The 6,210-nt window shown below is 62.9% G+C and carries 6 protein-coding genes and 1 tRNA gene; 3 read left to right on the top strand and 4 right to left on the bottom strand.

Going from position 1 to position 6,210, the window contains the following annotated elements; genetic code table 11:
- Window positions 1-5 precede the first annotated feature (5 nt).
- Both Q0330_RS03360 and Q0330_RS03355 read left to right on the top strand, forming a co-directional pair.
- Window positions 6-82, top strand: a tRNA-Arg gene (locus Q0330_RS03360).
- Between the two features lie 277 nt (window positions 83-359).
- Window positions 360-1,262, top strand: a complete 903-nt coding sequence (locus tag Q0330_RS03355) for a hypothetical protein (RefSeq protein WP_299474420.1) — start codon at window positions 360-362, stop codon at window positions 1,260-1,262.
- Between the two features lie 397 nt (window positions 1,263-1,659).
- On the opposite strand, the gene Q0330_RS03350 is transcribed toward Q0330_RS03355, so the two are convergent.
- The gene (locus Q0330_RS03350) at window positions 1,660-2,190 is read right to left on the bottom strand and encodes a hypothetical protein (RefSeq protein WP_299474417.1); all 531 of its coding nucleotides are present in this window, start codon (window positions 2,188-2,190) and stop codon (window positions 1,660-1,662) included.
- 252 nt (window positions 2,191-2,442) lie between these two features.
- Here Q0330_RS03350 and ychF point away from each other — a divergent pair, with 252 nt between their 5' ends.
- Window positions 2,443-3,540 (top strand): redox-regulated ATPase YchF, encoded by a 1,098-nt coding sequence (gene ychF / locus Q0330_RS03345; protein WP_299474414.1) that lies wholly within the window; start codon window positions 2,443-2,445, stop codon window positions 3,538-3,540.
- Window positions 3,541-3,584: 44 nt separating this feature from the next.
- Here the strand turns inward: ychF and modC are convergent, their stop codons facing one another.
- Genes modC through modA form a run of 3 tightly spaced genes read right to left on the bottom strand, consistent with a single transcriptional unit; the run spans window position 3,585 to window position 6,146 of the window.
- A complete protein-coding gene (gene modC, locus Q0330_RS03340) occupies window positions 3,585-4,670 on the bottom strand; it encodes a molybdenum ABC transporter ATP-binding protein (RefSeq protein ID WP_299474444.1) in 1,086 nt (361 codons plus the stop codon).
- Entirely contained in the window at window positions 4,667-5,362 is a 696-nt protein-coding gene (gene modB, locus Q0330_RS03335) for a molybdate ABC transporter permease subunit (RefSeq protein ID WP_299474411.1), read from the bottom strand. Before modB ends, modC begins: the two co-directional genes overlap by 4 nt.
- A 31-nt stretch (window positions 5,363-5,393) precedes the next feature.
- Window positions 5,394-6,146, bottom strand: a complete 753-nt coding sequence (modA, locus tag Q0330_RS03330) for a molybdate ABC transporter substrate-binding protein (RefSeq protein ID WP_299474408.1) — start codon at window positions 6,144-6,146, stop codon at window positions 5,394-5,396.
- Window positions 6,147-6,210 lie beyond the last annotated feature (64 nt).

Genomic DNA, 6,210 nt, shown 5'->3' with positions numbered 1-6,210 from the left:
ACAGCGGACCCGTAGCTCAGCTGGATAGAGCACCAGACTACGAATCTGGGGGTCGGGCGTTCGAATCGCTCCGGGTCCGCCAATCATCTTATTGTTTTCCATGCGCTTTCGGCTTTTGAGTTGGCCAGCAGGCGCTGCCCCCTGTGGCCCCGGTCCGCAAGACCAAATGCGGGGAACCTGACGCCTCGACCCTGCCGAACGCGCGGGTGTTGCCTGACCCGATTTAACGAAAGCAGAAGCAGTCTCCCCCACCAGGTTCTCCCCGGGAATCGCGAAGATTCGGGCCTTTTCAATCCCCGATTGTCACCGTGCAGCCGCTTCTCTAGAGTGCCGATGTTCGAGGACTGGCAGGGGACATCATGGTGAATGCGCGCATGGATAATCCGGCGATGACTGGCAAGGTGGCCTTCTTCTATATCGTCGAGCCGCCCGATTATCAGATTATGGCATGCGATCTTCTCGCCTCGATCCGCACCTATTTTGGCGAGGATGTGCAGGCCATCGGCTATTGTCCCGAACATCGGATGGACGAGTTGCACCCCGCCGTGTTCAAGGCACATGAGATGATGAATGCCGAGATCCGGCCGATGCGGACTGAAGGAATGTGGGACACGCCCTATCCGCACGGCAACAAGATCATCGCCGCTCTGCAGCCTCGCGACACCGCCTATTCGGCCTTCCTCGACAGCGACATTCTGTTTCTGCGCCCGAACCGGCCCGAGAATCTTTTCGTGCCGGGGCATGTCTCCTGCTCCAAGGCAGCTTCGATGATGTGGGCGGACGCATCGATCTGGAAAGATCTTTACGAAGTCTTCGACATGGATGTGCCCGAGGAGCGGATGAGCCTGATGCGCAGACGCAAGAAGGTGCCGCCCTATTTCAGTTCGGGACTGGTCGGTTTCCCCGAGACTCTGCCTGACGGGCGGCATTTCGGGCAGGTCTGGTATGATTGCGCGCGCCAGTTGGACCGGGCCGAGCATATCCCCAAGCGGCGCCCGTATCTCGACCAGATGACGCTGCCGGTGGCGATCAGGAAGGCCGGTCTGATGTGGAACATTCTTCCTGAGGAGCAGCATTTCATCCTGGGTGGCAGGCTTAAAGGCAAGCCGCTTCCCGAGGATCGCGAGATATTTACGGTTCACTACCGTACTCAACGCGTGTTGCGCGATGCCGGGCTGTACGACACCGCGAAGCGGATGCTGAAATCGAAAGTTGGCGTGCGCTATGTGCGGCGCCTGGTTCCGGACGACGCGCAGGGCTGATGTTTCGGACCCTTTGGGCAGCCGGACGGTCAACCGGTTCCCGCCCGCATGGGTGAGCGCCGAAATCAGGTTCGGCGCGGCCTCGATGATTGATCCATTGGTGGTTCCGTATCCCAGAAATCTCCTGTGCATTTGTGCATCGGAGCCATGACCTGCCTGAAACTTGATTGTATTTCCGAAATATATCCTTGGTGATAGACCTAAACTGTGAACGAAATGAATTTTTTAAATCAGAGATTTTCAAGATCGAATTATTTTTATTGTCGTGATGATGTGATCGGACTTAGAGATTACAGCCGAACCATGACCTTTTGCATAAATAATCATGATTCAGCGAACCGTCATGGAAACACCCAGCCGGAAATCAGGCTGGGTGCGTTGATGGACGTGTCGCGATTTATTGTGCCATCAGGCTTTGCGTGCAGCTTGCAGCAGCCTCAATAGCCGCGCGACTTCCGGTCAGGTCCACTTCAACCCCCTGGCCCGAGTCGTTTGGGAAGGCGATCAGAACCTGACCCACCATCATGTCCTCGACGAATTGGGGGTTATTGGCCAGAAAATAACCGCCCTGATAGCCGTCGGCCAGCCCATGCTCGCGCATCTTGACCTCGCCGGAATAGGCATGGCCGTTGACGCCGATGGTGATTTCCTGGGTGCCGCCATTGGCAAGGCCGACATCTGCGGGGGTGAAAACACCGACATAACCGAGCGAGTGATCGCTGGTCAGCCCCATTTGGACGACGTTCCCGGCGCCGTCCAGACCCTCGATCAGACAGGATTGGCGGTTTGCATCTGCATAAATCGTCCAGGGACCTTCTTTTCCGACCTCGGTAAAGTTATCCGAGCCCGGGGAAAGGACTTCTGCATTTGCGACGGATGTCAAAAGAGCTGCGGCACCGAAAACTGTGAGAAACTTGAAAGCAATCATGTTCGTCTCCTGTTAACGTGTAGGGCCGGAATCTCCCATTGCTGATTCCGGCAATGATTTTCGCAAAATTTCTCCTGTTGTAAATGACATTTGAATTATTTTATCCGAATCGTTTTCTGCCTGTTTTCCGCTCAGCGGCCTGTGGATAACTTTCGGGCCGTGTCCGGCAGCAGCCCAAGCAGGCGGGTTGCGCCGGGGGCGGCGGATGCTTAGAAGCGGCGCATTCGAGATCCGGCACACGAGGAACGGAACATGGGCTTTCGCATGGGGATCGTCGGGCTGCCGAATGTCGGCAAATCGACCCTGTTCAACGCGCTGACGCGCACCGCCGCCGCGCAGGCGGCCAATTTTCCGTTCTGCACCATCGAGCCGAATGTGGGCGACGTGGCCGTGCCCGATCCGCGTCTGGACACGCTGGCGGAAATCGCCGGCTCGAAGCAGATCATCCCGACCCGGATCACCTTTGTCGATATTGCCGGGCTGGTGAAGGGGGCCTCGAAGGGGGAAGGGCTGGGCAACCAGTTCCTCGCCAATATCCGCGAGGTCGATGCCATCGCCCATGTGCTGCGCTGTTTCGAGGACGGCGATGTGACCCATGTCGAAGGCCGCGTCGATCCCATCGCCGATGCCGAGACCATCGAGACCGAACTGATGATCGCCGATCTCGAAAGCCTGGAAAAGCGGCTGGCAAATCTCAGCCGCAAGATCAATGCCGGCGACAAGCAAGCCAAGGAGGACGCCCGGCTGATGGGCGCCGCCAAGGAGGCGCTGGAGGCCGGCCGTCCCGCCCGCAGCGTCGAGGTCGCCGATGACGACCGCAAGGCCTGGAACATGCTGCAACTGCTGACCGCAAAGCCGGTGCTTTATGTCTGCAACGTCGCCGAGGACGAGGCGGCAAGCGGCAATGCGCTGTCGGAAAAGGTCGCGAAGATGGCCGCCGAACAGGGCGCCGGGCATGTGGTGATCTCGGCCCGGATCGAGGAGGAGATCAGCCAGCTCGATGCCGAGGAGGCCGAGATGTTCCTGTCGGAAATGGGGCTGGACGAGGCCGGGCTGGACCGGCTGATCCGCGCCGGCTACGACCTTCTGGGCCTGCAGACCTATTTCACCATCGGTCCCAAGGAAGCCCGCGCCTGGACCATCCGCAAGGGCACGAATGCCCCGCAGGCCGCCGGCGTGATCCATGGCGATTTCGAGCGTGGTTTCATCCGCGCCGAAACCATCGCCTATGACGATTACGTCGCCGGCAGGGGCGAAGCCGGCGCGCGCGAGGCCGGCAAGTTCCGCGTCGAGGGCAAGACCTACGAGGTCAAGGACGGCGACGTTCTGCATTTCCTGTTCAACGCCTGAGGGCAGGGGCGTCAGCGCCCCATGCCACGTCAACCCACGCCACTTCAGCCCCGTGACACCTCGGCGATCGAGACCGATTTCAGGATCGCATAGACGTGCCGCCCGGGCGCCAGATCCAGCGCCCGGCGCGAACGCGCGGTGATCCGCGACAGGATCGCCGCCTCTTCCCCCAGCCGCAGCCGCACCAGCACGCTGCCATCGGCTTCCTCGCCGATGTGGTCGATCTGGCCCATCAGCACGTTCAGGGCCGAGATGCCTTTCGGCGCTTCGGTCGCCAGCATGACCTCCTGCGCGAGGATGCGCAGCCGGACCTGCGCCCCCGGCGGCAGGTCGGGGCGGGCGACCCAGATCGGCCCGGCGGGGGTCGCCAGCCGCGCCAGCCCGTCGCTGTCCTGCGCCTCGACCCGGGCATGGATCAGCGCCCCGGTCTCGCGACCAAGGGCACCGGCGCTGGCGGGATCGGACAGCACCGCCTCGGCCGGGCCGGCGGCGGTGATGCGCCCGGCCTCCAGCATGACGACATGGCTGGCCAGCCGGGCGATCTCTGCCGCCGAATGGCTGACATAAAGGATCGGCAGGCCGAGATCGCGCAGCCCCTCCAGATAGGGCAGGATCTCGGATTTCCGGGCCTCATCCAGCGCCGCAAGCGGTTCGTCCAGAAGCAGCAGGCGCGGGGCCGACAGGATGGCGCGGCCAAGCGCCACCCGCTGCCTTTCGCCACCGGACAGCGCGCCGGGGCGACGGTCGAGAAGCGCGCCGATGCCCAGAAGCGCCACCACCTCGTCGACGCGCGCGGGCGAGGGACGCTCTGCTCGGGGGGCGAAACGGCGGCCGTAATCGAGATTGCCGCCCACGCTCAGATGCGGAAACAGCCGCGCATCCTGAAAGACATAGCCGACGCGCCGCCGATAGGGCGGCAGAAATACGCCCTCGGCCGTGTCCAGAAGCAGCCGCTCATCGACGCTGATGCGGCCATGATCGGGCCGCAGCAGCCCGGCGACGGCATTGACCACCGTGGTCTTGCCGGCACCCGAGCGTCCGAACAGCGCCGTCACCCCCGGCCCGGCGGTAAAGGCCAGATTCAGCGAGAAATCCTCGAAACTCTGCTTCAGCGCGACCGACAGCGTCATGAGCCGGAAATCCTGCGCGCCACCGCCCGGCCCAGCCATTCCGAGGCCAGAAGTGCGGCAAGCGCGATACCGATTGCGACCATGACCAGCCGGGCCGCCTGCGCCTCGCCGCCGGGGACCTGCAATTCGGAATAGATCGCCGTCGGCAGGGTCTGGGTCGCGCCGGGGATGTTCGAGACGAAGGTGATGGTGGCGCCGAATTCGCCCATGGCCTTGGCGAAGGCGATGATGCTGCCGGCGATGACGCCGGGCAGGATCAGGGGCAGGGTGACGGTGGCGAAGGTCGCCAGCCGGCCGGCGCCAAGCGTCGATGCCGCCTGTTCCAGCCTTGGGTCCACCGCCTCGATCGACAGGCGGATGGTGCGCACCATCAGCGGAAAGGCCATGACCGCCGCTGCCAGCGCCGCCCCGGTCCAGCGGAAGGCGAAGACGATTCCGAACCATTCGGCCAGCGGGGCGCCGAAGATACCGCGCCGTCCGAAGCCCAGAAGCAGCAGATAGCCGGTGACGACCGGCGGCAGGATCAGGGGCAGATGCACGACCCCGTTCAGCAGCGCATGGCCGGGAAAGCGCCAGCGCGCCAGCGCATAGGCCACGAAGATTCCCAGGGGCAGGCTGGCCGCCACCGCCCAGAGCGACACCCTGAGCGAGAGCGTCACCGCCTGCCATTCCTGCGGCGTCAGCCAGTCCATCCGTTTTCTTTCCCGCCGGTCCGCCCGATGCCTAGTCCAGCACCTTGAAGCCATTTTCGGCGAAGATGGCATCCGAAGTGTCGTCGCTCAAGGCGGCGAAAAAGTCGCGGTCGGCCTGATCGGCGGCGCCGGTCAACAGGGCGGTGGGATAAGTTACGGTCGGATAGCTGTCAGCGGGGAAGGTGCCCGCGACATGAACCCGGTCCTCGGCTGCGGCATCGGTGGCATAGACGATCCCGTAAGGTGCCTCGTTCAGGGCGACAAGCGCCAGTGCCGCGCGCACATTATCGGCCTGCGCGACCGAGCCCTCGACCGAAGCCCAGAGGCCAAGGCTTTCCAGCGCCGCCTTGCCATATTGGCCGGCTGGCACCGAATCGACCAGGGCCATGGCCAGCTTGCCGTCGCCGATCATACTTTTCAGGTCGGTCTCGGGGCCGATCTCGATGGGGGCGATGTCGTCATGGGCGATCAGCACCAGCGTATTGCCAAGGATATCGCGGCGCGCATCCTCGGCGATCATGCCGGCGCCCTCGACCTCGTCCATCCAGGCGGTATTGGCCGAGATATAGATATCGGCGGGCGCGCCGTCGATGATCTGCTTTGCCAGCGCGTTCGAGCCGGCATAGCTGATCACCACCTCGTTGCCGGTGGTTTCGGTGAAAAGCGCCGCGACCTCGTCGAGCGCGGTCTTCATCGAGGCGGCGGCGAAGACATTCACCTGCTCGGCAGAGGCAGGCAGGGCGACAAGGGCGACAAGGCCCGCGAGACGCATGGGACGTTGCATGATCGACTCCGTTATGTTTCGTCGAACATATTGACTGTTTTGCGGCGGCAGGCAAGCCATGTCG

The organism is uncultured Paracoccus sp. (assembly GCF_937873615.1).
In the GTDB taxonomy this organism is placed as follows: Bacteria; Pseudomonadota; Alphaproteobacteria; order Rhodobacterales; family Rhodobacteraceae; genus Paracoccus.
The sequence above is the reverse complement of the archived record's forward strand: the minus strand, read 5'-3'. Positions and strand labels throughout refer to the sequence as shown.